Here is a 26,447-nt window from a genome sequence, read left to right as displayed (position 1 = left end):
GATCAGGCTAAGGTAAAATTTGTGAGTTCTCTTAGTTGAGAAATTCGAATTTTCGGCGAATGTCGTCTTCACAGTATAATCAGATTGCTTGGGGTTATATGGTCAAGTGAAGAAGCGCATACGGTGGATGCCTTGGCAGTCAGAGGCGATGAAAGACGTGGTAGCCTGCGAAAAGCTTCGGGGAGTCGGCAAACAGACTTTGATCCGGAGATGTCTGAATGGGGGAACCCAGCCATCATAAGATGGTTATCTTGTACTGAATACATAGGTGCAAGAGGCGAACCAGGGGAACTGAAACATCTAAGTACCCTGAGGAAAAGAAATCAACCGAGATTCCCTTAGTAGTGGCGAGCGAACGGGGACTAGCCCTTAAGTGGCTTTGAGATTAGCGGAACGCTCTGGAAAGTGCGGCCATAGTGGGTGATAGCCCTGTACGCGAAAATCTCTTAGTCATGAAATCGAGTAGGACGGAGCACGAGAAACTTTGTCTGAATATGGGGGGACCATCCTCCAAGGCTAAATACTACTGACTGACCGATAGTGAACTAGTACCGTGAGGGAAAGGCGAAAAGAACCCCGGAGAGGGGAGTGAAATAGATCCTGAAACCGTATGCGTACAAGCAGTGGGAGCAGACTTTGTTCTGTGACTGCGTACCTTTTGTATAATGGGTCAGCGACTTATTTTCAGTGGCGAGCTTAACCGAATAGGGGAGGCGTAGCGAAAGCGAGTCTTAATAGGGCGTCTAGTCGCTGGGAATAGACCCGAAACCGGGCGATCTATCCATGGGCAGGTTGAAGGTTAGGTAACACTGACTGGAGGACCGAACCGACTACCGTTGAAAAGTTAGCGGATGACCTGTGGATCGGAGTGAAAGGCTAATCAAGCTCGGAGATAGCTGGTTCTCCTCGAAAGCTATTTAGGTAGCGCCTCATGTATCACTGTAGGGGGTAGAGCACTGTTTCGGCTAGGGGGTCATCCCGACTTACCAAACCGATGCAAACTCCGAATACCTACAAGTGCCGAGCATGGGAGACACACGGCGGGTGCTAACGTCCGTCGTGAAAAGGGAAACAACCCAGACCGTCAGCTAAGGTCCCAAAGTTATGGTTAAGTGGGAAACGATGTGGGAAGGCTTAGACAGCTAGGAGGTTGGCTTAGAAGCAGCCACCCTTTAAAGAAAGCGTAATAGCTCACTAGTCGAGTCGGCCTGCGCGGAAGATGTAACGGGGCTCAAACCATACACCGAAGCTACGGGTATCACCTTCGGGTGATGCGGTAGAGGAGCGTTCTGTAAGCCTGTGAAGGTGAGTTGAGAAGCTTGCTGGAGGTATCAGAAGTGCGAATGCTGACATGAGTAACGACAATGGGTGTGAAAAACACCCACGCCGAAAGACCAAGGTTTCCTGCGCAACGTTAATCGACGCAGGGTTAGTCGGTCCCTAAGGCGAGGCTGAAAAGCGTAGTCGATGGAAAACAGGTTAATATTCCTGTACTTCTGGTTATTGCGATGGAGGGACGGAGAAGGCTAGGCCAGCTTGGCGTTGGTTGTCCAAGTTTAAGGTGGTAGGCTGAGATCTTAGGTAAATCCGGGATCTTAAGGCCGAGAGCTGATGACGAGTTACCCTTTGGGTGACGAAGTGGTTGATGCCATGCTTCCAAGAAAAGCTTCTAAGCTTCAGGTAACCAGGAACCGTACCCCAAACCGACACAGGTGGTTGGGTAGAGAATACCAAGGCGCTTGAGAGAACTCGGGTGAAGGAACTAGGCAAAATGGCACCGTAACTTCGGGAGAAGGTGCGCCGGTGAGGGTGAAGGACTTGCTCCGTAAGCTCATGCCGGTCGAAGATACCAGGCCGCTGCGACTGTTTATTAAAAACACAGCACTCTGCAAACACGAAAGTGGACGTATAGGGTGTGACGCCTGCCCGGTGCCGGAAGGTTAATTGATGGGGTTAGCTAACGCGAAGCTCTTGATCGAAGCCCCGGTAAACGGCGGCCGTAACTATAACGGTCCTAAGGTAGCGAAATTCCTTGTCGGGTAAGTTCCGACCTGCACGAATGGCGTAACGATGGCGGCGCTGTCTCCACCCGAGACTCAGTGAAATTGAAATCGCTGTGAAGATGCAGTGTATCCGCGGCTAGACGGAAAGACCCCGTGAACCTTTACTATAGCTTTGCACTGGACTTTGAATTTGCTTGTGTAGGATAGGTGGGAGGCTTTGAAGCGTGGACGCCAGTTCGCGTGGAGCCATCCTTGAAATACCACCCTGGCAACTTTGAGGTTCTAACTCAGGTCCGTTATCCGGATCGAGGACAGTGTATGGTGGGTAGTTTGACTGGGGCGGTCTCCTCCTAAAGAGTAACGGAGGAGTACGAAGGTGCGCTCAGACCGGTCGGAAATCGGTCGTAGAGTATAAAGGCAAAAGCGCGCTTGACTGCGAGACAGACACGTCGAGCAGGTACGAAAGTAGGTCTTAGTGATCCGGTGGTTCTGTATGGAAGGGCCATCGCTCAACGGATAAAAGGTACTCCGGGGATAACAGGCTGATACCGCCCAAGAGTTCATATCGACGGCGGTGTTTGGCACCTCGATGTCGGCTCATCACATCCTGGGGCTGAAGCCGGTCCCAAGGGTATGGCTGTTCGCCATTTAAAGTGGTACGCGAGCTGGGTTTAGAACGTCGTGAGACAGTTCGGTCCCTATCTGCCGTGGACGTTTGAGATTTGAGAGGGGCTGCTCCTAGTACGAGAGGACCGGAGTGGACGAACCTCTGGTGTTCCGGTTGTCACGCCAGTGGCATTGCCGGGTAGCTATGTTCGGGAAAGATAACCGCTGAAAGCATCTAAGCGGGAAACTTGCCTCAAGATGAGATCTCACTGGAACCTTGAGTTCCCTGAAGGGCCGTCGAAGACTACGACGTTGATAGGTTGGGTGTGTAAGCGCTGTGAGGCGTTGAGCTAACCAATACTAATTGCCCGTGAGGCTTGACCATATAACACCCAAGCAATTTGCTGACCTGAGAAGGCACCAGATTGCGGTGTGTGAAGACGAAACGAACCGAAAGTTCGAAGCGCACAAACACCGACAGCTGTCACATACCTAATTTGCTGAAGCGAGGCCCTCTGGTCACGACTCAGTACCCGAATTTCTTGACGACCATAGAGCGTTGGAACCACCTGATCCCATCCCGAACTCAGCAGTGAAACGATGCATCGCCGATGGTAGTGTGGGGTTTCCCCATGTGAGAGTAGGTCATCGTCAAGATTAAATTCCGAAACCCCAATTGCGAAAGCAGTTGGGGTTTTGTTTTGCCTGCGAGAAAGTTTTTCACAGCGCCACCGGGGAAATACATCCTGAAGTGGACGGCCAGTTTTGGTATGGTGCAGCTCCTTTTTTTAACGGACTGATGTCCTGCCCATGGATCGGCACTCATTTATGTCGAAGAGTTGCTGTAGAAATGCCTGAACCAATCCCGATCAAGGACCATGAAAAAGAGACGCGGCTGGTCAACAAACGCTTGATTGCCTGTGCTCTGTTCGTCTTTGCCATCAGCTGTGCTCTGGTGGTGCGTCTGTATATCCTTCAGGTGGTGGAATTCGACTACCACTCGACCATCTCCGAAAATAACCGTGTGCATGTCCTGCCGATTCCGCCGACGCGCGGATTGATCTATGACCGCAACGGTGTACTTCTCGCCGACAACCGTCCCAGCTACAACCTGACCATCACTCGTGAGCGTGCAACTGACGTCAATCAGGAATTGGACGAAGTCATCAACTTGCTGCACTTGCCTGCTGAGGACCGCATGGTATTCGACAAGGCGATGAAGCAATCCCGGCATCCGTTCACACCGGTTACCCTGTTTTATGAGCTGACGGAAGAGCAGATTGCCGTCCTGGCGGTCAATGAGTTCCGCCTGCCGGGCCTCGATGTCGAACCGCAGTTTGTCCGGCACTATCCCCTTGGCGCGCATTTCGCCCATTCAATCGGTTATGTCGGTCGGATCAACGAGAAAGAATCGAAGGCTCTCGACTCCGTTGAATACCGTGGTACGCAATCCATCGGTAAAACCGGTATCGAGCGCTTCTATGAAGCGCAGCTGCATGGCCATGTCGGCTATGAAGAAGTCGAAACCAACGCTCAAGGAAGAGTGCTGCGGGTGCTCAAGCATACCGACCCGGTGCCAGGCAAAAACATCGTCCTCAGCCTCGATGTGAAACTGCAGGAGGCCGCCGAAGCTGCTTTGGGCGATCGTCGTGGATCCGTGGTTGCTCTTGATCCGTCCACGGGAGAAGTACTGGCGATGGTCAGCAACCCCAGCTTCGATCCGAATCTGTTCGTCACTGGCATCAGCTCAAAGGAATATTCCGCCCTGCGCGATTCCATCGACCGGCCGCTGTTCAACCGCGTATTGCGCGGCTTGTACGCCCCCGGTTCGACGATCAAGCCGGAAGTCGCCATCGCAGGTCTGGACGCAGGCGTCGTGACCCCGCAAACACGCGTATTCGATCCCGGCTATTACCAACTACCGGACTTCGATCACAAGTACCGCAACTGGAACCACAGCGGTGACGGCTGGGTGGATATGGACGCGGCGATCATGCGATCCAACGACACCTACTTTTACGATTTGGCGCACAAGCTTGGCATTGATCGCCTGCACGACTACATGGCGATGTTCGGCCTCGGTGAAAAGGTCTCGCTCGACATGTTTGAAGAGTCCCCCGGTCTGATGCCGTCGCAGGCTTGGAAACGCGCAACGCGGCGGCAGGCATGGTATCCCGGTGAAACCGTTATCCTGGGCATCGGCCAGGGCTACATGCAGGTCACACCCCTGCAATTGGCCCAAGCTACCGCACTGATCGCCAATAAAGGGATATGGAATCGGCCGCATCTGGCCAAATCGGTCGACGGCGTAGCGCCGGTTGACGAGCACCCGATGCCGAACATCCTGCTCAAGGATCCGCGTGATTGGGAGCAGGTCAACCACGGCATGCAGATGGTCATGCACGATGCTCGAGGCATTGCCCGAGCGGCCGCTGCGGGCGCGCAATACCGCATTGCCGGCAAAAGTGGTACGGCGCAAGTCGTGGCGATCAAGCAGGGGGAGCGCTACAACCGTGAGAAAACCCTTGAGCGCCACCGTGACAACGCCCTGTTCGTAGGATTCGCGCCGGCAGAGCATCCGAAAATCGCCATCTCGGTAATGATCGAGAACGGCGAGGCCGGCGGGCGGGTCGCAGGGCCGGTAGTCCGGCAGATCATGGATGCCTGGTTACTCGATCAGGATGGTCATCTCAAGCAGCAATACGCCGCGCCGAGCAAAGCCCCGGGCGACCCCCACGTCTAAAGCGTAGTAGCTTCATGGCACAGGCTCCAGCGGAGCCTGTGATTACGCACCGGGTACCGGGCAACTCATGTCGCCTTCCTCACATTTCAAATATTGCTTGAGCGCCTCGACACGCGTCTTGGTCATGCCCGTCAGGCAATCGCTGTAAATCAATGGATAAACACTCCCGCCCGCCACTCCTGATGCCGAAAACTTGCATTCAGAGTCGCGGAATCCAATCCATGCCCGTTGCGCGCCCACCAGCAGCTTCTTGCCGTCCGGATTGTCTTTCAAGCGGCCGGTGATCTGCTGGTAAACCGCATTCAATTCCTTGTCTGCCGCTTTGAATGCTTGCCCCGCGCATTGATTCATTGTCGCTTGATCACTGGCATTGGCGCAGTCAACGGCGGCGTGGACGAATGGGGAAAAAACAAAGGGCGCAAAGGCCAGAAGCAGTCGTACTGACATAAGGTTCTCGCTGTACCGAATGGAAAAGTGCAAACAGTGTAGCTAGGGTTGAGTGCGTAACCTGGAAGCTTCCAGCAGGCGATCCGCAGTGGCGGCGATTTCCTCGCATTCATGCAGCCGCTCCAGCCAGTGCTCGGGAATCGCCCGAGCCCCATAGTAAGCACCTGCCAACTGACCCACGATAGCAGCGGTTGTATCCGCATCATCACCGAGATTGGCTGCTTGCAACACCGCGTCGGCGTAGGTCTGCGTGTGGTGGAAGCACCACAACGCGGCTTCCAGCGATTGGACGCTATAGCCGCTGCCCTTGATTTCAGTTTCCCCTTTGTCGAGGTATTCACCCCGTGCGATCGCAGCCACCCCCGGCTGGGAAAGCGCTAGCAGTGGCGCCCGGCGAAGCTGGGTTTTCTCCGCACCCTCAAGGGCTCTTGCGATCAGATCAGCCAGCAATTGGCAGCACTCGATTGCCTCCGGCGCGGCATGGGTTGTGCGTGAGCTGTCGGCAGCGAACGTCTGTATCTGTCGAACATCGGGAAAATAAAACAGCACGACGGGGGCCAGTCGCATCAGCGACCCGTTGCCAGCAGTCAACGGATCAGTCGAGCCGGCAAAAGGCTCCCCGGTGCGCTGGTACTGTTGCAGCGCCTGGCTCACGGTCATACCGATGTCGAAACATTCACCGGTAGAACTCAGGTATCCCCATTTCCACCAATTGAGATAGCGGCCCATCTGATCAGCCGCATCGAAGCCGTTTTTGCTCAGCAGGCTCTCGGCCAGACACAGCGCCATTGAGGTGTCATCGGTCCATTGCCCCGGTTTGAGCTGAAACGGGCCACCGCCGACCATATCACTCAGCGGCCGGAATGATCCTCGCGGTTGGAACTCGACCGTGGTGCCGACCGCGTCGCCGCAAGCCAGGCCTAGAAGGGCGCCGCGATAACGATCGGCTAGAGAGGGCTGCATGGTTCGTCCTTGTTTCTGCGAATTCGCTGGCAAGATAGCAGGTCAATCGGCGCTGATTACAGAGCGCAAACTACGGCAGAATGTGTCTGCACGAGTCAAAGCTGCAGCGCTTGGATACAACTTCCCATTGGACATGTGGTCATACAAGCCTAGTGTTCAGAACAGGAGGTGACGTATGAAACCAGTACCTAACAGTTTCGAACGCAAAATCAAGCTCAAGGCGTCGCGTTCCCACGTCTGGCGTGCATTAGTCGATGCCGAGGCGTTTGGACAATGGTTTGGCGTGGCGCTCGAGGGCCGGCGATTCATCGCTGGCGAATGGACGCAGGGCCAGGTCACGTACCCCGGTTATGAACACGTATTGTGGAACGTGCTGATCGAGCGGGTCGAGCCGCAGCAGTTGTTTTCTTTCCGCTGGCATCCGTATGCGGTCAACCCGAAGATCGACTACTCGCAAGAGCCCACCACCCTGGTCAAGTTCGAGCTGCAGGATTTCGAGGACGGTACGTTGCTCAAGGTTTCGGAATCCGGCTTCGCCCACATCCCCGATGTTCGCCAGAAAGAGGCGTATTACATGGACAGTCGCGGTTGGGAGGAACAATTGAGCAGGCTTGAACAGTTCCTCGCTGAAAGTGCCAAGGCCCGTGAAAGCGGTAGTGCCTGACAGGTCTAAGGGTTTTCGGAAGTGTTTGTATAGCGAATGTCTTACACGCGTTGGTAGCTTTTACGACTATTGCTGATTGGATCCACTGGGTAATCTACACACATCAACTGAGACACAGGGAGTGTTTCAGGATCATGGATGATCGACCATTTGCAAGGATCGCTACCGACAGGGAGTCGATAATGGTCTTGGGAAAAACCCGCTTCGGCGGGTTTTTTTTCGTCTGCACGTAGGAGCTGCCGAAGGCTGCGATCTTTTGATCTTGCTTTTAAAGCCAAAGTCAAAAAAACCGCAGCCTGCTGCAAATGTCACCCGTTACGAAGCAATCAACTGCCGCAACACATAATGCAGAATCCCCCCGGATTTGAAGTACTCAACCTCGTTCAACGTATCAATCCGGCACAAGACCTCGACCTTCTCCTGACGCCCGTCCTCGCGAGTAATCACCAGAGGCAGATTCATCCGCGGCGTCAACTCGACACCGCTCAGCCCCTGAATCTCGAATGTTTCCTTGCCAGTCAGATTGAGACTCTTGCGATTCTGGTCAAGCTTGAACTGCAACGGCAGCACACCCATGCCCACCAGATTGGAGCGGTGAATGCGCTCGAAGCTTTCCGCAATGACCGCTTTGACCCCCAGCAGATTGGTACCTTTTGCCGCCCAGTCACGGCTTGACCCTGTGCCATATTCCTGTCCGGCAATCACCACCAGCGGAGTGCCCGAAGCCTGGTACTTCATGGCTGCATCATAAATGGCCATTTTTTCCCCGGTGGGAATGTAGAGGGTGTTGCCACCTTCCTCGCCCCCGAGCATCTCGTTGCGAATACGGATGTTGGCAAACGTGCCGCGCATCATCACTTGATGATTGCCGCGACGTGAACCGTAGGAGTTGAAGTCGCGAGGCTCGACGCCTTTTTCCTGCAGATAACGCCCGGCCGGGCTGTCGATCTTGATATTGCCGGCGGGGGAGATGTGGTCTGTGGTTACCGAATCACCGAGCAGGGCCAATACCCGTGCGCCTTTTACATCTTTGACCTCCGGCAGGGGGCCGGAAATGTCGTCGAAGAAAGGCGGATGCTGAATGTAGGTCGAATCGTCCTGCCACACGTAAGTGGCCGCTTGCGGCACCTCGATGGCTTGCCATTGCTCATCACCGGCAAACACTTCGGCGTATTCCTTGTGGAACATCGCCGTATTGACCTGATTCACCGCTTCGGCGATCTCTCGGCTGCTCGGCCAGATATCGCGCAGATACACCGGATTACCCTGCTGATCCTCACCCAGTGGTTCGCTGCTGATATCGGTGCGCACGCTACCCGCCAATGCATAGGCGACGACCAGCGGTGGCGAGGCCAGCCAATTGGTTTTCACCAGCGGATGCACGCGACCTTCGAAGTTGCGGTTGCCGGACAGGACCGACGCGACCGTAAGATCGGCTTTCTGAATGGCTTTTTCGATCGGCTCCGGCAGTGGCCCGGAGTTGCCGATGCAGGTGGTGCAGCCATAGCCGACCAGAGAAAACCCTAGTTGATCAAGGTATTGGGTCAGCCCGGCAGCCTTGTAGTAGTCGGTGACGACTTTCGACCCGGGGGCCAGCGAGCTTTTGACCCACGGCTTGCGCGTCAGGCCTTTTTCCACTGCTTTTTTCGCCAGCAACCCGGCCGCCATCATCACGCTCGGGTTGGAAGTGTTGGTGCAGGAGGTGATCGCGGCGATGACCACGGCGCCGTTTTTCAGGCGATAGGTTTTGCCCTCGTATTCATAATCCGCTTCGCCCACCAGATCGGCATTGCCCACGGCGACGCCGCCACCGCCCTCGCTTTCCAGGCGTCCTTCTTCTTTGCTGGTGGGTTTGAATTGCAGGTCGACAAAGTCACTGAAGGCCTGCGCAACGTTCGGCAGCGAGACGCGATCCTGCGGGCGCTTCGGTCCCGCCAGACTGGCTTCGACGCTGCCCATGTCCAGCGCCAGGCTGTCAGTGAACACCGGCTCCTGACCCGGAAGACGCCACAGACCTTGAGCCTTGGTGTAAGCCTCGACCAGTTTCACCACTTCCGCTGGCCGGCCGGACAGGCGCAGGTATTCCAGGGAGACATCGTCCACCGGGAAGAAGCCGCATGTCGCCCCGTACTCGGGAGCCATGTTAGCGATGGTCGCGCGGTCGGCCAGTGGCAGGTCGGCGAGGCCGTCGCCATAGAACTCGACGAATTTGCCGACCACGCCTTTCTTGCGCAGCATCTGCGTCACGGTCAGCACCAGGTCGGTCGCGGTGATGCCTTCCTTGAGCTTGCCGGTGAGTTTGAAGCCGATCACTTCCGGAATCAGCATTGACACCGGTTGCCCAAGCATCGCCGCTTCCGCTTCGATCCCGCCGACGCCCCAGCCGAGTACGCCGAGGCCGTTGATCATGGTGGTGTGGGAGTCGGTCCCGACCAGCGTGTCGGGGAAAGCGTAGGTGCGGCCGTCCTCTTCTTTGGTCCACACGGTGCGACCGAGGTACTCGAGGTTGACCTGGTGGCAGATGCCGGTGCCCGGCGGTACCACGCTGAAGTTATCGAACGCACTCTGGCCCCAGCGCAGAAACGCATAGCGTTCGCCGTTGCGTTGCATTTCGATGTCGACGTTCTGTTCAAACGCACTGGCGCTGCCAAACTTGTCGACCATCACCGAGTGGTCGATTACCAGATCCACCGGTGATAACGGATTGATCCGTTGAGGATCACCGCCAGCCTTGGCCATCGCCGCACGCATGGCGGCGAGGTCGACCACGGCGGGGACACCGGTAAAATCCTGCATCAATACGCGCGCCGGGCGGTACTGGATTTCCCGATCGGAGCGGCGCTCCTTGAGCCAGGCAGCAAGGGCCTTGAGGTCGGCACCGGTCACGGTTTTTTCGTCTTCCCAGCGCAGCAGGTTTTCCAGCAGTACCTTTAACGACATCGGCAGCCTGTCGAGGTCGCCCAGGCTTTTGGCGGCTTCCGGCAGGCTGAAATAATGGTAGGTCGTGGCGTCGATTTGCAGGGTTTTCAGTGATTTCAGACTATCGAGGGACGGCATTACGATCACTCCTTTGAGTCCGCACGGCTACGGACTGAGGGGACGGGCAGAGCATTAAACCTAGCTCTGTTTTGAGTAGCTGGCTAATAACTGGACTCTATGGGCGGAACCAAGGTTCCGACTTCGGCTATCATGCGCCGGTTTTCGTGACAGGCATTGCGGCAACGCAAGGCTTGAGCATCGCGCAGCGGCCGAATCATCGAGCGCTGCCCAGGAGTAAGAATGAACACCCTATTCATGCATTGCCGGCCCGGCTTCGAAGGCGAAGTCTGTTCGGAAGTTTCCGACCTCGCCGCCCGTCTCAACGTCGCCGGCTACGCCAAAGCCAAAACGGCCGCGGCCTGCGCCGAGTTTGTCTGCACCGAAGCCGACGGCGCCGAACGCCTGATGCGCGGTCAGCGTTTCGCCGAACTGATCTTCCCGCGGCAGTGGGCGCGCGGCTTTTTCATCGATCTGCCGGAAAACGACCGGATCAGCGTGATCCTCGCGCACATGGCCGATTTCCCGGTGTGTGGCAGTCTGTGGCTGGAAGTGGTCGATACCAACGACGGCAAGGAGCTGTCGAACTTCTGCAAGAAGTTCGAAGGCCCGCTGCGCAAGGCACTGACCGCCGCCGGAAAACTGGTGGAAGACGCCAGCAAGCCGCGTCTGTTGCTGACCTTCAAAAGCGGTCGCGAGGTGTTTCTTGGCATGGCCGACGCCGGTAACTCGGCAATGTGGCCGATGGGCATTCCGCGCCTGAAGTTTCCCCGCGAAGCGCCCAGTCGTTCCACCTTGAAGCTGGAAGAGGCGTGGCACCACTTCATTCCGCGTGATCAGTGGGAAGATCGTCTGCACAGTGACATGACCGGCGTCGACCTCGGTGCCGCGCCGGGCGGCTGGACCTGGCAACTGGTCAACCGTGGCATGCTGGTCACCGCCATCGACAACGGCCCGATGGCTGAAAGCCTGATGGAAACCGGGCTCGTCCAGCATCTGATGGCGGATGGTTTTACCTTCAAGCCGAAACAGCCAGTTGACTGGATGGTCTGCGATATCGTTGAGAAACCGGCGCGCAACGCCGCGATGCTGGAAGAATGGATCGGCGAGGGACATTGCCGCGAGGCGGTGGTCAACCTGAAGCTGCCGATGAAACAGCGTTATGCCGAAGTGAAGCGTCTGCTGGAGCGTATTGCCGATGGTTTCAAGGCGCGCGGGATCAAGGTTGATATCGGCTGCAAGCAGCTGTATCACGACCGCGAAGAAGTGACCTGCCACTTGCGTCGGCACGACAGCAAAAAAGCCAAGTCCCGCTGAAGCAGCGCAAACCCTTGTGGGAGCGAGCCTGCTCGCGAAAGCGTCTTGTCAGCCGACACCAATGTTGGATGAAACAGCGTATTCGCGAGCAGGCTCGTTCCCACATGGGTTGGACGATATCCGGCAATGCGCGACAATGCAGGCCAGTTTCTGGAGTGAACCATGAGTGAAATGATCGATACCCCGGTCGACCGCACCCTCGACGCCACCGGCCTCAATTGCCCGGAACCGGTGATGATGTTGCACCAGTACATCCGCGATCTGCTGCCCGGCGGCCTGCTCAAGGTGATCGCCACGGACCCCTCGACCAAACGCGACATTCCCAAGTTCTGTGTGTTCCTCGACCATGAACTGGTGAGCCAGCATGAAGAGGCCGGTACTTATCTGTACTGGATTCGCAAGAAGTCCTGACTCTGGGCAAAAAAAGACCTGCAAATGCAGGTCTTTTTTATGGGTGATCAACCCGCCGAACGACTGATCCGAATCCGCTTGCGCGCACTGCGCGTCAGACGGATCGAGAGCATCAGCGCCGCGCAGCTCAGACCGACGATCAACCCCTGCCACAGGCCGCTCGGGCCACGTGGCGCGCCGAGCCAGTCGGTCAGGCCCAACGCGTAACCGACCGGCAAACCAATCCCCCAGTAAGCGAACAGGGTCAGGATCATCGTCACGCGAGTGTCCTGATAACCACGCAACGCGCCGGCAGCAGTCACTTGGATCGCATCGGAAAACTGGAACAGCGCCGAATACACAATCAGCATCGCCGCGATGTGAATCACCGTCGGATCGGCGGTATAGATCGCTGCAATTGGCTCGCGCAGCAACAGCATCAGACTCGCCGACAGGCAGGCGTAGGCGAGGGCGGTACCCATGCCGACTCCGGCGGCAAAACGCGCCTCCCGCGGTTCTTCACGGCCCAGTGCCTGCCCGACACGCACGGTGACCGCCATGCCCAGCGAATACGGAATCATGAACACCAGCGAGCTGACGTTCAATGCAATCTGATGCCCGGCCACCACCGTCGCGCCGAGGCTGCCGATGAGCAGGGCGATCACGGCGAAGATGCTCGATTCGGCAAACACCGCGATGCCGATCGGCAAACCAATCGACAGCAGACGCTTGATCACCGCCCACTGCGGCCAGTCGAAGCGACTGAACAGCTCGCTCGAACGATAGGCCGGCGCCCAGCGTTCGTAACCGGCCAGACCCAGCGCCATCATCCACATCACGATTGCCGTGGCCCAGCCGCAGCCGACGCCGCCCATGGCCGGCACGCCGAAGTGGCCATAGATGAAGATGTAGTTCAGCGGGATGTTCAGCGCCAGACCGCACAGGCCCAACACCATGGCCGGGCGGGTGCGGCCAATGCCGTCACTGGTGCAACGCAACACGTGATAGAAGGCCACCGCCGGCAAGCCGCTGGCGATGCCGTGCAGGTATTGCATGCACGGGCCGATCAGCTCTGGGTCGACCTTCATCAGGTGCAACACCGGTTCAGCGGCGACCAGCATCGAGGTGGCGATCAGTCCCACCACCAATGCCAGCCACAGCGCCTGACGCACGATCGGGCCGATCTCGCTGTGCTTGCCGGCGCCGAAACGTTGCGCCACTTTCGGCGTGGTGGCGAGCAGAGTGCCGGTCATCAACAGAAACACCGGCACCCAGATCGAGTTGCCCAATGCCACCGCCGCCAGATCCTTAGGCCCGACGCGCCCGGCCATCACCGCATCGACGAAGCCCATGGCCGTGGTCGCCAGTTGCGCGATGATGATCGGCAGGGCCAGGGCGAGCAGGTTTTTCAACTCCAGGCGAATCCGCGCAGGGCGGGTCAGGGAGACGGCGACAGGTTGGTCAGTTACAGGGTTCACAGGCAAAGCGTCCAGAAAGTAGTGATGCGCGAGGCGGGGCATTCTACGCCGCTGACGCCCCGGTCAGGAAAAATCCTCTGTTGCGTATTTGTAAACGCAAAGCCTGCTGGCTGATCGACGCGTCTGCACCTAAACTGCCGATCCGCCCAAGGAGCCCGCCATGCTGATTGTTGCCGATGAAAATATCCCGCTGCTCGACGCCTTTTTTGCCGGTTTCGGTGAAATCCGCCGGGTCCCGGGCCGCTCCATTGACCGTGCGACGGTCGAGCAGGCCGATGTGTTGCTGGTGCGTTCGGTGACCAACGTCAACCGCGCGCTGCTTGAGGGCAGCAAGGTGCGCTTCGTCGGCACCTGCACCATCGGCACCGACCATTTGGATCTCGATTATTTCAACGAGGCTGGGATTACCTGGTCGAGCGCGCCGGGATGCAACGCCCGGGGTGTGGTCGATTACGTACTGGGCAGTCTCATGACACTGGCCGAAATCGAAGGCGTTGACCTGAGTCAGCGTACCTACGGCGTCGTTGGCGCCGGTGAAGTCGGTGGTCGCTTTATCAAGGTCCTGAAGGGCTTGGGCTGGAACGTCATGGTGTGCGATCCGCCGCGTCAGATTGAAGGCGGCGATTACGTCAGCCTTGAGCAGATCATCCAGCAGTGCGACGTGATCAGTCTGCATACGCCACTGACCCGTAGCGGCGACGATGCAACGTGGCATCTGTTCGATCAACAGCGTCTGCGGCAACTCAAACAGGGTGCGTGGCTGATCAACGCGGCGCGCGGCCCTGTGGTGGACAACGCAGCGCTGCGTGAGGTGCTGCTCGAGCGCGAAGACTTGCAGGCAGTGCTCGATGTCTGGGAAAAGGAGCCTGAAGTCGATGTTGCGCTGGCCGAACTCTGTGTATTGGCCACGCCACATATTGCCGGTTACAGCCTCGATGGCAAGCAACGCGGGACTGCGCAAATCTATCAGGCTTACTGCGCGTTCATCGGGCAGCCCGCAGATATCCAGCTCAGTGATCTTTTGCCGGCAGCGTGGCTGTCGGAAGTTTCCCTGCACGGCGGCAGTGACCCGGCGTGGGCGCTGGCGATGTTGTGCCGGGGCGTGTACGACCCGCGCCGCGATGATGCGGATTTCCGCCGCAGTCTGGTGGGAAATGTCGCTGAACAGCGTGCGGCGTTTGATATGTTGCGCAAGCAGTATCCGGTGCGACGCGAGATCGAAGGGCTCAAGGTGCGGATTGAAGGGGATGGGCCGGCGTTGCGCCAGATTGTCGAGGCGCTGGGGGCTGTGGCTGTCTAGAAACCGAAGCGGCTCATTCGCGAGCAGGCTCGCTCCCACAGGGATCTTCAATGAACATCCGATTTGTGTGGGAGCGAACCTGCTCGCGAAAGCGGCACCCCCGATCCTGAATTGCAGACAGAAAAAACCCGGCCAATCAGGGCCGGGTCAGGAAGACGGTGGCTATATCACTCTTGTTCGGCAGGCTTGACCAATCGCTTCTCCAGTTCGCGGCAAGCGTCCTGGATCATGTTTTCAGTGATCGGTACTTCGCGGCCCTGTTCATCGATAATCGAGCAACCCAGAGACTGGTCGGGTTGGGTGCGGATCACTTCAATCTTGTCTTCGCTGCTGTGTTGCAAGGACATGGCCTGTCTCCTCATCAGGTTGTGTGCCTAAGTTAAAACCGCCACGTGACCAGGCTGTGACAACTCCCTGCGGTCTGTCGGCGGGCGGCATCTCTACTCAAACAGAAATGACCGCTCGTCTCAACCGCAACCTTAGACCAATCGTTTCTAGCATCCGGACATCCCGGGCATATTTAACCTGACTCATTGTGATTTACAGAGTTCCACCCCATCTGAGTCTGTAGGCTGGCCCGATCCATTTGCGCAGACGTGAACTCCATGATCTCCATGCTTTCTTCCCGACACCGGCGCGCCCTGCGCCTGACCAGTCATTTTCTCCTTCCATATCGCTGGCATGCCTTCGGCGCGTTACTCGCGCTGATCGTCACGGCCGGCATCACCTTGTCGATGGGGCAGGGCATCAAGTTGTTGGTGGATCAGGGCTTCATGACCCGATCGCCGCATCTGCTCAATCAGTCCATCGGCATTTTCATGCTGCTGGTGCTCGGGCTGGCGCTGGGAACGTTCGCCCGTTTCTATCTGGTGTCGTGGATCGGCGAGCGGGTGGTCGCCGATATTCGTCGCCAGGTTTTCAACCATCTGGTGTATCTGCATCCGGGCTTTTATGAGGACAACCGCAGCTCGGAAATCCAGTCGCGCCTGACTGCCGACACCACGCTGCTGCAATCAGTAATCGGCTCGTCGCTCTCGCTATTCCTGCGCAATTTGCTGATGGTGATCGGCGGTGTGGTGTTGCTGTTCATTACCAACCCCAAACTCACCAGCATCGTCGTGATTGCGCTGCCGCTGGTGATCGCGCCGATCCTGATTTTCGGCCGCCGCGTGCGCAATCTGTCGCGCCAGAGCCAGGACCGCATCGCTGATATTGGCAGCTACGTGTCGGAAACCCTTGGCCAGATCAAAACCGTGCAGGCCTACAACCACCAGGTGCAGGATCAACAGCGCTTCGCCGCGACCGTCGAGCAGGCGTTCGACACCGCGCGCAAACGGATTTTTCAGCGGGCGTGGTTGATCACCTTGGTGATCGTGCTGGTGTTGGGCGCGGTGGCAGTGATGTTGTGGGTCGGCGGCATGGACGTCATGGCCGGGCGGATTTCCGCCGGAGAACTGGCGGCATTCGTTTTTTACAGCCTGATCGTCGGCAGTGCGTTCGGCACATTGAGCGAAGTGATCGGTGAGCTGCAACGCGCTGCGGGCGCCGCCGAACGCATCGCCGAATTGCTGCGCTCGGAAAACATCATCCAGCCACCGTTGACCGGACTGGTTACTTTGCCAGCCCGAGTCAAAGGTGAGCTTGAACTGCGCGATGTGCGCTTTTCCTACCCGTCGCGTCCGCAAAGCTACGCAGTCGATGGCTTGAATCTGACGGTCAGGGCGGGCGAAACCCTGGCGTTGGTGGGACCGTCCGGCGCGGGCAAGTCCACGGTCTACGACCTGTTGCTGCGCTTCTACGATCCGCGCGAGGGCCAGATTCTGCTGGATGGCGTGCCGCTCACCAGCCTCGATCCGCTGGATCTGCGCCGCTGTTTTGCACTGGTCTCGCAAACCCCTGCGCTGTTCTTCGGAAGTGTGGAGGAGAACATTCGCTACGGCTGCCCAACCGCCACGCTGGAGCAGGTCAAGGAAGCTGCGCGAATCGCCCACGCCCACGATTTCATCGAGCAAATGCCTGATGGTTATCAGACTCATCTGGGCGATGGCGGTCTCGGGCTGTCAGGCGGTCAGCGCCAGCGCCTGGCCATTGCTCGCGCCCTGCTGGTGGACGCGCCGATCCTGCTGCTGGACGAAGCCACCAGCGCCCTCGACGCACAGAGCGAGCATCTGATCCAGCAAGCCTTGCCAACGCTGATGGAAAACCGCACAACGCTGGTCATCGCCCACCGGCTGGCCACCGTGAAGAACGCTGATCGAATTGCAGTGATGGATCAAGGCAAGCTGGTCGCGGTGGGGACGCACCAGGAATTGATCGCCAGCAACCCGCTGTACGCGCGCCTGGCGGCGTTGCAGTTCAATGATGGCGATGAGACGAGCAAACGGGACTGATACATCGCGCCTACATCGGGCATCATGACGAACTGCATGATTGCTGGGATGAGGATATGAGTCGTTATCAGCCGCCGCTGACCCTGACTGCACGAATGATTACCTTGATCGCTGACATCAGCGAACAGATAGGTCAGCTCCTGGCTGTAGACGACAGCAGGCAGACGCCTCAGCTCCGTCGAAGCAATCGAATCCGCACGATTCAGGCGTCGCTGGCTATCGAAAACAATACACTGAGCGTTGAGCAGGTCACCGCGGTCATTGCCGGACGCAGAGTCCTGGGGCTGCCCAAAGAGATACAGGAGGTCCACAACGCTTTCGCGGCTTATGAGTTGTTGGCCGCTTGGAATCCGGCCAGCAAGGCTGATCTTTTGCGGGCCCACGAGCTATTGATGAAAGGTTTGATCGAAGAATGCGGGCAACTTCGCCGTACAGGCGTTGGCATCTATCGAGGCGATCAGTTGGTGCACATGGCGCCGCCCCCGAGCCGGATTGCGGATCTGGTCGATGACCTCTTGGCATGGCTTGGCTCATCTGATTGGCATCCGTTGATCATCAGTTGTGTCTTCCATTACGAATTCGAGTTTATTCATCCTTTCGCGGATGGAAATGGGAGGATGGGGCGTCTCTGGCAAACGCTGATTCTCAGTCAGTGGCGACCGGTGCTTGCCTACCTGCCAGTTGAGGCGGTTATCCGAGATCAACAGGACGCCTATTACGCTGCGCTCTCGACAGCGGACCGGACGGCAGAATCGACGCCGTTTGTTGAATACATGCTCCAGGCGTTGAGCCTTGCACTGCGCGAAGCCGTCGAAAGCGAGTCTGTGACCGACCCAGTAAACGACCTAGTAACCGACCCAGTAAAGAGGCTGTTGCTAACGTTGGAAAACCGAGCGCTGAAAACCAGCGAGCTAATGGGCGAGTTGGGCCTTAGACATAAAGCAACGTTTCGATCCAACTACCTTAAACCCGCGCTGGTAGCGGGATTTGTAAAGATGTCGGATCCTCAAAGCCCGAACAGTCCAGTTCAGAAATATTTGCTCACCGAAACGGGCAGGCTCAAGATTGGGCTGGCGAAAAGATAGATCTGCAGCAAAAAAATGCCCGCATCGCGTGCGGGCATTTTTTGAAAAGCCAGATCAAAAGATCGCAGCCTTCGGCAGCTCCCGCCTGACCGGGATTACCGGTTATTGATCATCAAAGTACCGCTCATGCCAATCCACCAGCGGTTGCGGCGAGTTGAGCTTTTGACCGTAGATCACCGAGTACGACAGCACGTTCTGCACGTATTGCCGGGTTTCGTCGAACGGGATGCTTTCCACCCAGACGTCGAAGCTCAGGTGATCGGCGCCGCGCAGCCACTGACGCACGCGGCCGGGGCCGGCGTTGTAAGCGGCGGAGGCGAGCACGCGGTTGCCGTTGAACTGGCTGTGTACCTGGCTGAGGTAGGCCGCGCCGAGCTGGATGTTCTTGTCTGGATCGAGCACTTGCTGGGGCGAGGCCAGTGGAATGCTGAACTTGCGTGCGGTCTCCTTGGCGGTGCCGGGCATCAATTGCATCAGACCGCTGGCGCCGACGCCGGAGCGTGCATCGTCCATGAAGGCGCTTTCCTGCCGGGTGATAGCGAACACCCAGCTCGAATGCAGCCCACGCACCTTGGCTTCGCGCACGAGGGTATCGCGGTGAGCCATCGGGAAGCGGATGTCCAGATCGTCCCAGTACTGCGCCTGACTGATGGTGCGAATCGCCGGGAAGTACCACTTCAGGTCGTAGGCCAGTTTGGCCTGGGCGACCATTTCATCGCGGTTGAAATGACGGCTGACGTGATACCACTCGCGACGCCCGTCGACGATCTGGCCGCGTGCATGAAACTCCAGCGCGCGGCGTACGCCCGGGGTGTTACGCACTTTATTGATCAGCGCCTGGCTGAGCACCAGTGGCTTGTTGTTCAGCGAGTAAGGCGACTGCGAGCGGTCTGCGGCGAGGAAGCCATAGAAGTCCCGTTCACGCGCCAGATTCTTGTACAGGGTCAGCGCTTGCGGGTTCTGCGGCTGGGCCAGTTCCAGGCTGCGCGCCTGCCAGTAGCGCCAACGATTGGTGGTAGCCAGATCTTGCGGCAGGCGTTTGGTCAGTTCGTAGGCATCGTTCCAGCGTGCCAGACGCAGCAGCAGGCGCAGGCGCCATTCCGAGACGGTGTTGTCGCGCAGCTCTGGATCGTATTTGGTCATTACGTCCAATGCGCGGCTGTCGAAACGGCGGGCCAGGGTCAGGCCGATCTCACGGGCAATCGCGACTTTTTCATCACGAGAAAAATGCATGCTGCTGGCGTAACCGTCGAGCAATGCCATGGCCTTGTCCGGGTCCTGCCTGGCGAGGCGACGCAGGCCGAGGCTGACCACGTCGGACATCGGCTCGTCGGCCGGGGCGAAGCGCGACGGCTGATTGAGCAGTTCGGGTTTCTGGGCCACGTCGACCAGCAAACGACCGCGCGGGGCGAGGGTGGTCAAGCCGTTGATCAGACTGTTGGCCAGCGGATAATTGCGTGCTTGCGCGGCGAGCTTGGTGCGCTCCCAGCGTTTCTGCTCGGTGAGCTGGCCGTCGGCAGCCCAGATGCCGAACAAGGCATCACAGGCGGCCGGTTGCGATTTGCCGGTGAGCCAGAGCTTTTCCGCGCTGGCATAGCCTTCGGCTTTCTTGTCGTGGCTGATCTGGTACTGCGCGTTGAGGCAGTCGAGCTCGGTGAAATTCAGCTTCGGATCGTAGTACTTGACGAAGGTCGCCCAGTCGCCGCGGTCCGCGAGCCAGCGCAACCAGCGCAGTTTCATCCAGTTGGCTTGCGGCAGGTCGCCGTGTTCGGCAAGGAATTTCTCGATCTCCGCATTGCTCGCCGTCTTCAGGCGCGCTGTCAGTTCGTCGTAGGCCAGGTACGGTTCCAACGGATAATCGGCTAGCGCCTGGCTGTAGCGCAAATACGGGCCGGTATCACCCTTGGCAAGGGCGCGTTTGGCTTCATCGTAATACTGGCGTTGGGTGGAAAGGTCCACCGCCTGGGCGGATTGAGCGGCAGCGGCGGTGAGTAACAAGCAGGACAAAACACTGAGAAGGCGACTGCGCATGAGACATCCGGGCAGAGAAATCATGACAAGTGCTGACCGAAATCCGCACTGAATTGCCTGTAGCTTAGCCTTTTGCCAGCAAGCGGCGAAAGCTTTGCGAGCCTCGCTGCACAAGTTCGCAACAAATGTTGTGCAGAGTGCTTCGACCGACAAATTGCCGGCCTGCTGAAGCCCCAAGTCGGGTAGAATGCGCCCCCGGTTTTTGGAGAAGCTCATGACCCTGCTCAAATTCAGCGATGTGTCCCTTGCGTTCGGCGCTATGCCGTTGTTGGACAAGGTATCCTGGCAGATCGCCCGTGGAGAGCGGGTGTGCATCATCGGCCGCAACGGCACTGGCAAATCCAGCATGATGAAACTGGTCAAGGGCGATCAGAAGCCCGATGACGGCTCGGTTTGGCGTGCCCCCGGTCTGAAAATCGGCGAATTGCCGCAAGAATTGCCGGTGGCCGACGACCGGACGGTATTCGATGTGGTGGCTGAAGGCCTCGACGGCGTCGGCGCGTTGCTCGCCGAATATCATCACTTGAGCCAGAACATCGTCACCGACGCCGACCTGGACAAGCTGATGCACGTCCAGCACGACCTCGAAGCCCGTGACGGCTGGCGCTTGCAGACCCTGGTCGACAGCACCCTGAGCCGCCTGCAACTGCCGGCCGACAAGACCCTCGCCGAGTTGTCCGGCGGCTGGCGTCGTCGGGTGCTGCTTGCGCAGGCCCTGGTGTCCGAGCCGGACCTGCTGCTGCTCGACGAACCGACCAACCACCTGGACATCGGGGCGATCGCCTGGCTCGAAGAGGCACTGAAGGATTTCCAGGGCGCCGTGCTGTTCATCACGCACGACCGTTCCTTCCTGCAAAACCTGGCCACGCGCATTCTCGAACTGGATCGCGGCGGCCTGATTGACTGGAACGGCGACTACGCCAGTTTCCTCGTGCACAAAGAGGCGGCGCTGGCCGCTGAAGAAACCGCCAACGCGCTGTTCGACAAGCGTCTGGCTCAGGAAGAAGTGTGGATCCGTCAGGGCATCAAGGCCCGGCGTACCCGTAACGAAGGCCGCGTGCGTGCGCTGAAAGCCCTGCGCGTCGAGCGCAGTGAGCGTCGCGAGCGTACCGGCAAAGCCAACATTCAGCTGGAAACCGCCGACAAGTCCGGCAAGCAGGTGATGGTGCTCGAGAACGTGAGCTTCGCGCATCCGGGCGGGCCGTTCCTGATCAAGGACTTCTCCATGGTCCTGCAGCGCGGCGACCGTATCGGTCTGCTCGGCGCCAACGGTACCGGCAAGACCACACTGCTGAAGCTGATGCTCAGCGGTCTGCAACCCACCAGCGGCAAAGTCGAAGAGGGCACGCGCATCGACGTGGCCTACTTCGACCAGTTGCGCCATCAGCTGGATCTGGAAAAAACCGTGATCGACAACGTCGCCGAAGGTCGCGACTTCATCGACATTGACGGGCAGAGCCGCCACGTGCTGAGTTACCTCGGCGACTTCCTGTTCAGCCCGCAGCGTGCGCGCACGCCGGTCAAGGCGTTGTCGGGTGGTGAGCGCGCGCGTCTGTTGCTGGCGAAGCTGTTCAGCAAACCGGCCAACCTGCTGGTACTCGACGAACCAACCAACGACCTCGATGTGGAAACCCTTGAACTGCTCGAAGAAGTGCTGCTGACCTTCAACGGCACCGTGCTGATGGTCAGCCACGACCGGGCATTCCTCGACAACGTAGTGACCAGCACTCTGGTTTTCGAAGGTGAAGGCAAGGTTCGAGAATATGTCGGCGGCTACCAGGACTGGATCCGTCAAGGCGGTTCGCCGCGCCTGCTGGGCGTGACTGAAAGCAAGTCGGGCAAGGCGGATCTCAACTCGGCAGTGGTTACCGCTGAACCTGCTGTGGTTGCTGCGCCAGCCGCTGCTGCACCGGCTGCCAAGAAGAAGCTGAGCTACAAGCTCCAGCGTGAGCTGGAAGCCTTGCCGGGCGACATCGACGCCAAGGAACAGCAGATTGCGGCGGTTGAGGCGGAAATGGCTGAGGCCGGTTTCTACCAGCGTCCGCCGGCGGAAACGGCCAAGGTGATAGCTTCGCTGGAGCAACTGCAGGCCGAGCTGGATGCGTTGGTGGAGCGTTGGGCCGAGCTGGATGCCTGATTGATCCTGATATGAAAAAGCCCGGCGCTTAGTAATGAGCGCCGGGCTTTTCATATGTAATGCGATAAAGGATGAATCAAATTACCTGTGGGAGCGAGCCTGCTCGCGAAAGCGGTGTGTCAGGCAGCACTCATTTTGAATGCGCCGACGTATTCGCGAGCAGGCTCGCTCCCACAATGAGCAAGACAAGTCAGCGTTTGACCAGGTGCACCGCCAGTACATCGCAAGGCGCACCGTGCAGCACGTCATTCGCAGTCGAGCCGAGCAATAGCGCCAAACCATGACGGCCGTGGCTGCCAACCACAATCAGATCGCACGCCTGGTCTTTGGCGAAGTGGTGGATTTCCTGGCGTGGCTGGCCGTAGGTCAGGTGGCAATTGGCGCCTTCGAGTTCGGGATATTTTGATTTCAGTTTTTCCAGGCGCTCCTTGGCCTGATCGAACTGCTGTTGTTGCAGTTGTGACAGGTCCATCGGCACGTCGCCACCGAAGGCCATGGCCATCGGTTCAACGATGTGCACCAGCGACAACTTGGCACCGTTGCTCACCGACAGCTCGCGGGCGCGGTGGATCACAGGGTCGCACTCTTCGGTCAGATCTACAGCGACCAGTATGTGGTGGTAGGGCATGAGGTGCTCCTCCTGAGGGTTCGATATTGGTAAGTATGGCTGGTTTCAAGCGCATTGGTTCGCTAGTGACACAATGGGCTCATCAAAAATCGGGAGTACAGATATGACGGTCTGGCTGGTGGTGTCAATCCTGCTGGTAGTTTTAAGTCCGCTGGCATGGTTGCGCCCATCGCGTACACAGAGCGGGCGCATGGCCCTGCGCATGGAAGCGCGGCGCATCGGCCTGGCCATGCAGCTGGCGCCGCAGGAGTGGCCGCACTGGCTGTTGCCTGAGCCGCCGAATCCCTGCGCCCAGTACCACCGGCCGCGGCGTGGCAGTCAGCCGGCGTGCTGGACCTACTGGCAGAAGACTCCCGGAGTCTGGGTCAATCAGTGGCAGGAAGTCTGCGAGGACCGGACGCTGCTGGATTATTTCGAAAAATTGCCGGGCAATGTTTTCAAGATCGAAGCGGACAGGCAGATGATCGCCTTGTACTGGGGCGAGAAGGGCGAAGCGACGGTTTTGCAGGATATTGACGCGACGCTGAAAGCGCTCGCGTGACGTGGCGATTTTTCTCACTGCAACGGTGTGATGCGTCCGGCAGACGCGCATTAAAAAGCCCGACATGATTCGTCGGGCGGGTTGGCCAGGCAGGCTGGTAAACTTTTTCGCGGCAGGCGCTTGGTTCGCCTCGGCAAATTCTCTGAAGTCCACCTAGCGTAGCCTCCTGAACAGGGCACGTCGGGAATTAGGGCGACTTTTCTAACTATTGATTCTATGAATAGCTGACCATGCGGGCGCGTGTTGCTGCTCATCATGGTGCAGAAATGACTACAAAGTCGCGTTTCAGCCCGAATTTAGGGCGATTGACAATTGTCAGAAATTCCGTGAATGTGACGTACCCGAATCAAACGGGCGTATGAATTGAGCGTTTGTCTTACAGACTGCTCCTACAGAATCCCGACTATCGCGTTGGCGGGTGTGCCAGGCGGACAGGTATCAGCATTGACGAACAAAGCGTCCTTCTGAGCCATATGCCTGCGTCCGACGTGTACTGTTCAGCTTCCATATCGTGGAGATCAGTTGATGATTTACGAAGGTAAAGCCATCACGGTTAAAGCTCTTGAAAGTGGCATCGTCGAATTGAAATTCGACCTCAAGGGTGAGTCCGTCAACAAGTTCAACCGTCTAACCCTGAACGAACTGCGTCAGGCCGTAGACATCATCAAGGCAGATGCTTCGATCAAGGGCGTGATCGTCAGCAGTGGCAAGGACGTGTTCATCGTCGGCGCCGACATCACCGAATTTGTCGACAACTTCAAGCTGCCGGATGCCGAGCTGGTTGCTGGCAATCTCGAAGCCAACAAGATCTTCAGCGATTTCGAAGACCTCAACGTGCCAACCGTCGCGGCCATCAACGGCATCGCCCTCGGTGGCGGTCTGGAAATGTGCCTGGCGGCCGACTATCGCGTCATGTCCACCAAGGCCAAGATCGGCCTGCCGGAAGTCAAACTGGGCATCTACCCGGGCTTCGGCGGTACCGTACGTCTGCCACGCCTGATCGGCGTCGATAACGCCATCGAATGGATTGCCGCCGGCAAGGAAAACCGCCCTGAAGACGCCCTGAAAGTCAGCGCCGTCGACGCCGTGGTTGCTCCCGAGAAGCTGCAGGAAGCTGCCCTCGAGCTGATCAAGCGCGCCATTTCCGGTGAGTTCGACTACAAGGCCAAGCGTCAGCCGAAACTTGAAAAACTCAAGTTGAACGCCATTGAGCAGATGATGGCTTTCGAAACCGCCAAAGGTTTCGTCGCCGGTCAAGCGGGTCCGAACTACCCGGCGCCGGTCGAAGCAATCAAGACCATCCAGAAAGCCGCGAACTTCGGGCGCGACAAAGCTCTGGAAGTGGAAGCCGCAGGCTTCGTCAAACTGGCCAAGACCTCTGCTGCGCAGAGCCTGATCGGTCTGTTCCTGAACGATCAGGAACTGAAGAAAAAGGCCAAGGCCTACGACGAAATCGCCAAAGACGTGAAGCAGGCCGCCGTACTCGGCGCTGGCATCATGGGTGGCGGTATCGCCTATCAGTCGGCCTCCAAAGGCACGCCGATCCTGATGAAGGACATCAACGAGCAAGGTATCGAACAGGGTCTGGCCGAAGCCGCCAAGCTGCTGGTTGGCCGCGTTGATAAAGGTCGCATGACCGCTGCGAAAATGGCTGAAGTGCTCAACGGCATTCGTCCGACCTTGTCCTACGGTGACTTCGGTCACGTCGATCTGGTCGTCGAAGCTGTGGTCGAGAACCCGAAGGTCAAGCAAGCGGTACTGGCTGAAGTCGAAGGTCAGGTCAAAGAGGACACCATCCTCGCCTCCAACACTTCGACCATTTCCATCAGCCTACTGGCCAAGGCCCTCAAGCGTCCGGAAAACTTCGTCGGCATGCACTTCTTCAACCCGGTGCACATGATGCCGCTGGTGGAAGTGATCCGTGGCGAAAAGTCCAGCGAGCTGGCCATTGCCACCACCGTTGCCTACGCGAAGAAAATGGGCAAGAACCCGATCGTCGTCAATGACTGCCCGGGCTTTCTGGTCAACCGCGTGCTGTTCCCGTACTTCGGCGGTTTCGCCAAGCTGGTCAGCGCCGGTGTCGACTTCGTCCGTATCGACAAAGTCATGGAGAAATTCGGCTGGCCGATGGGTCCTGCGTACCTGATGGACGTGGTCGGCATCGACACCGGTCACCACGGTCGTGACGTCATGGCTGAAGGTTTCCCGGATCGCATGAAGGATGACCGTCGTTCGGCCATCGACGTGCTGTACGAAGCCAAGCGCCTGGGCCAGAAGAACGGCAAGGGTTTCTACGCCTACGAGGCCGACAAGAAAGGCAAGCAGAAGAAAGTCGCCGATCCGTCGGTGCTGGAAGTGCTCAAGCCGATCGTTTACGAGCAGCGCGAAGTCACTGACGAAGACATCATCAACTGGATGATGATCCCGCTGTGCCTGGAAACCGTGCGCTGCCTGGAAGACGGCATCGTCGAAACCGCCGCCGAAGCCGACATGGGTCTGGTTTACGGTATCGGTTTCCCTCCATTCCGTGGCGGCGCGCTGCGCTACATCGATTCGATCGGTGTCGCCGAGTTCGTTGCCCTGGCTGACCAGTACGCTGATTTGGGCGCGCTGTACCACCCGACCGCGAAGCTGCGCGAAATGGCCAAAAACGGCCAGAGCTTCTTCGGTTAAGCGCCCCCAACTAGA

Annotated in this window: 17 protein-coding genes and 2 rRNA genes; 12 read left to right on the top strand and 7 right to left on the bottom strand. The window is 58.1% G+C overall.

Annotation, left to right across the window (positions count from 1 at the left end; translation table 11 throughout):
* Window positions 1–100 precede the first annotated feature (100 nt).
* The 3 genes from LIS66_RS18070 to mrdA all read left to right on the top strand — a co-directional run bounded on the left by LIS66_RS18070 (window position 101) and on the right by mrdA (window position 5,352).
* Window positions 101–2,994 (top strand): 23S ribosomal RNA (locus LIS66_RS18070).
* A 156-nt stretch (window positions 2,995–3,150) separates the two neighbouring features.
* Window positions 3,151–3,266: ribosomal RNA gene (gene rrf / locus LIS66_RS18065) — 5S ribosomal RNA — on the top strand.
* Window positions 3,267–3,459: 193 nt separating this feature from the next.
* Complete coding sequence (gene mrdA, locus LIS66_RS18060) at window positions 3,460–5,352, top strand: penicillin-binding protein 2 (RefSeq protein ID WP_227972742.1); 1,893 nt, start codon at window positions 3,460–3,462, stop codon at window positions 5,350–5,352.
* A 42-nt stretch (window positions 5,353–5,394) separates the two neighbouring features.
* Here mrdA and LIS66_RS18055 read toward each other — a convergent pair whose 3' ends face one another.
* Window positions 5,395–5,799 carry a lysozyme inhibitor LprI family protein gene (locus tag LIS66_RS18055; protein ID WP_042609017.1) on the bottom strand — a complete coding sequence of 135 codons (405 nt, stop codon included), beginning with the start codon at window positions 5,797–5,799 and terminating at the stop codon, window positions 5,395–5,397.
* 42 nt (window positions 5,800–5,841) lie between these two features.
* A complete protein-coding gene (locus tag LIS66_RS18050) occupies window positions 5,842–6,762 on the bottom strand; it encodes an ADP-ribosylglycohydrolase family protein (protein ID WP_227974528.1) in 921 nt (306 codons plus the stop codon).
* A gap of 175 nt (window positions 6,763–6,937) precedes the next feature.
* Between LIS66_RS18050 and LIS66_RS18045 the strand changes: the two genes are divergently transcribed.
* Window positions 6,938–7,426: an SRPBCC family protein gene (locus LIS66_RS18045; RefSeq protein ID WP_042609019.1), complete on the top strand. Its 489-nt coding sequence runs from the start codon at window positions 6,938–6,940 to the stop codon at window positions 7,424–7,426.
* A 315-nt stretch (window positions 7,427–7,741) separates the two neighbouring features.
* On the opposite strand, the gene acnA is transcribed toward LIS66_RS18045, so the two are convergent.
* Entirely contained in the window at window positions 7,742–10,483 is a 2,742-nt protein-coding gene (acnA, locus tag LIS66_RS18040; RefSeq protein ID WP_227972741.1) for an aconitate hydratase AcnA, read from the bottom strand.
* Between the two features lie 222 nt (window positions 10,484–10,705).
* On the opposite strand from acnA, the gene rlmM reads away from it, so the two are divergent.
* Both rlmM and tusA read left to right on the top strand, forming a co-directional pair.
* Window positions 10,706–11,779, top strand: coding sequence for a 23S rRNA (cytidine(2498)-2'-O)-methyltransferase RlmM (rlmM, locus tag LIS66_RS18035; protein WP_227972740.1), 1,074 nt, complete (start codon window positions 10,706–10,708; stop codon window positions 11,777–11,779).
* Between the two features lie 162 nt (window positions 11,780–11,941).
* Window positions 11,942–12,190: a sulfurtransferase TusA gene (gene tusA, locus LIS66_RS18030; protein ID WP_042609023.1), complete on the top strand. Its 249-nt coding sequence runs from the start codon at window positions 11,942–11,944 to the stop codon at window positions 12,188–12,190.
* Window positions 12,191–12,237: 47 nt separating this feature from the next.
* Here tusA and LIS66_RS18025 read toward each other — a convergent pair whose 3' ends face one another.
* Complete coding sequence (locus LIS66_RS18025; RefSeq protein WP_083354297.1) at window positions 12,238–13,647, bottom strand: MATE family efflux transporter; 1,410 nt, start codon at window positions 13,645–13,647, stop codon at window positions 12,238–12,240.
* Window positions 13,648–13,807: 160 nt separating this feature from the next.
* Between LIS66_RS18025 and pdxB the strand changes: the two genes are divergently transcribed.
* Window positions 13,808–14,947: a 4-phosphoerythronate dehydrogenase PdxB gene (pdxB, locus tag LIS66_RS18020; RefSeq protein WP_227972739.1), complete on the top strand. Its 1,140-nt coding sequence runs from the start codon at window positions 13,808–13,810 to the stop codon at window positions 14,945–14,947.
* A 167-nt stretch (window positions 14,948–15,114) separates the two neighbouring features.
* Here pdxB and LIS66_RS18015 read toward each other — a convergent pair whose 3' ends face one another.
* On the bottom strand, window positions 15,115–15,294 hold the full coding sequence (locus LIS66_RS18015) for a PA1571 family protein (protein WP_042609025.1): 180 nt from the start codon (window positions 15,292–15,294) through the stop codon (window positions 15,115–15,117).
* A 258-nt stretch (window positions 15,295–15,552) separates the two neighbouring features.
* On the opposite strand from LIS66_RS18015, the gene LIS66_RS18010 reads away from it, so the two are divergent.
* On the top strand, window positions 15,553–17,337 hold the full coding sequence (locus tag LIS66_RS18010; protein WP_227972738.1) for an ABC transporter transmembrane domain-containing protein: 1,785 nt from the start codon (window positions 15,553–15,555) through the stop codon (window positions 17,335–17,337).
* Window positions 17,338–17,393: 56 nt separating this feature from the next.
* Entirely contained in the window at window positions 17,394–18,422 is a 1,029-nt protein-coding gene (locus LIS66_RS18005; RefSeq protein WP_065615875.1) for a Fic family protein, read from the top strand.
* 102 nt (window positions 18,423–18,524) lie between these two features.
* Here LIS66_RS18005 and LIS66_RS18000 read toward each other — a convergent pair whose 3' ends face one another.
* Window positions 18,525–20,453: a transglycosylase SLT domain-containing protein gene (locus tag LIS66_RS18000; RefSeq protein WP_227972737.1), complete on the bottom strand. Its 1,929-nt coding sequence runs from the start codon at window positions 20,451–20,453 to the stop codon at window positions 18,525–18,527.
* Between the two features lie 214 nt (window positions 20,454–20,667).
* Here LIS66_RS18000 and LIS66_RS17995 point away from each other — a divergent pair, with 214 nt between their 5' ends.
* A complete protein-coding gene (locus tag LIS66_RS17995; RefSeq protein ID WP_116658582.1) occupies window positions 20,668–22,590 on the top strand; it encodes an ATP-binding cassette domain-containing protein in 1,923 nt (640 codons plus the stop codon).
* Between the two features lie 190 nt (window positions 22,591–22,780).
* Here the strand turns inward: LIS66_RS17995 and LIS66_RS17990 are convergent, their stop codons facing one another.
* A complete protein-coding gene (locus tag LIS66_RS17990; RefSeq protein WP_042609030.1) occupies window positions 22,781–23,218 on the bottom strand; it encodes a universal stress protein in 438 nt (145 codons plus the stop codon).
* Window positions 23,219–23,321: 103 nt separating this feature from the next.
* On the opposite strand from LIS66_RS17990, the gene LIS66_RS17985 reads away from it, so the two are divergent.
* Window positions 23,322–23,759 (top strand): hypothetical protein, encoded by a 438-nt coding sequence (locus tag LIS66_RS17985; RefSeq protein ID WP_227972736.1) that lies wholly within the window; start codon window positions 23,322–23,324, stop codon window positions 23,757–23,759.
* 525 nt (window positions 23,760–24,284) lie between these two features.
* A complete protein-coding gene (fadB, locus tag LIS66_RS17980; RefSeq protein ID WP_227972735.1) occupies window positions 24,285–26,432 on the top strand; it encodes a fatty acid oxidation complex subunit alpha FadB in 2,148 nt (715 codons plus the stop codon).
* Window positions 26,433–26,447: the final 15 nt, after the last annotated feature.

This window comes from Pseudomonas sp. HN2, from assembly GCF_020736465.1.
Taxonomy (GTDB): domain Bacteria; phylum Pseudomonadota; class Gammaproteobacteria; order Pseudomonadales; family Pseudomonadaceae; genus Aquipseudomonas; species Aquipseudomonas moraviensis_A.
Note: the sequence above shows the minus strand (reverse complement) of the source record. Positions and strands in the feature narration are given on the sequence as shown.